Origin of the sequence: Cetobacterium sp. ZWU0022 (genome assembly GCF_000800875.1) — a bacterium.
Classification (GTDB): Bacteria; Fusobacteriota; Fusobacteriia; order Fusobacteriales; family Fusobacteriaceae; genus Cetobacterium_A.
Window position 1 is genome coordinate 1 of record NZ_JRJZ01000050.1, and the last position, 506, is coordinate 506.

General features: G+C 24.3%; 1 protein-coding gene. It reads left to right on the forward strand.

What is annotated here, in order from left to right; translation table 11 throughout:
* Window positions 1-506 (forward strand): DNA topoisomerase (locus tag L988_RS05340; RefSeq protein WP_047382355.1); only part of this gene is annotated, 506 nt, incomplete at both ends.

Below are 506 nucleotides of genomic sequence, written 5' to 3' on the forward strand. Positions count from 1 at the left end.
TGTAATAAAAGAGTTATTAAAAAAATGTGATTCTATAATCCATGCAGGTGATCCAGATTCCGAGGGTCAACTTTTAATTGATGAAGTTTTACACTATTTTAAAAATAAAAAACCTGTTGAAAGAGTTTTGATAAACGATAATAACAAAGAAAATATAATAAAAGCATTTGAAAAAATAGAAAATAATAAAAATTATGAAACATTGTATAAGTCAGCTAGAGCAAGAAGTGTAGCTGATATGATGGTAGGAATATATTATTCAAGATATTACTCTTTAAGAAGTAATTCAAGGTTAGCTTTAGGTAGAGTTCAAACTCCAACTCTTGGAATGATAGTAAATAGAGATTTATCAATTGAATCACATGAGAAAAGAAAATATTTTGATTATAGTTTAAATGTAGAGGTTATAAAATCTTCAAATAAAAATGAAAAAGCAGAATTAGATAAATTATATAATCTTTATCAAAATGAATTTATAGATGAAGCTAAAAAAGCTGATTATCAAA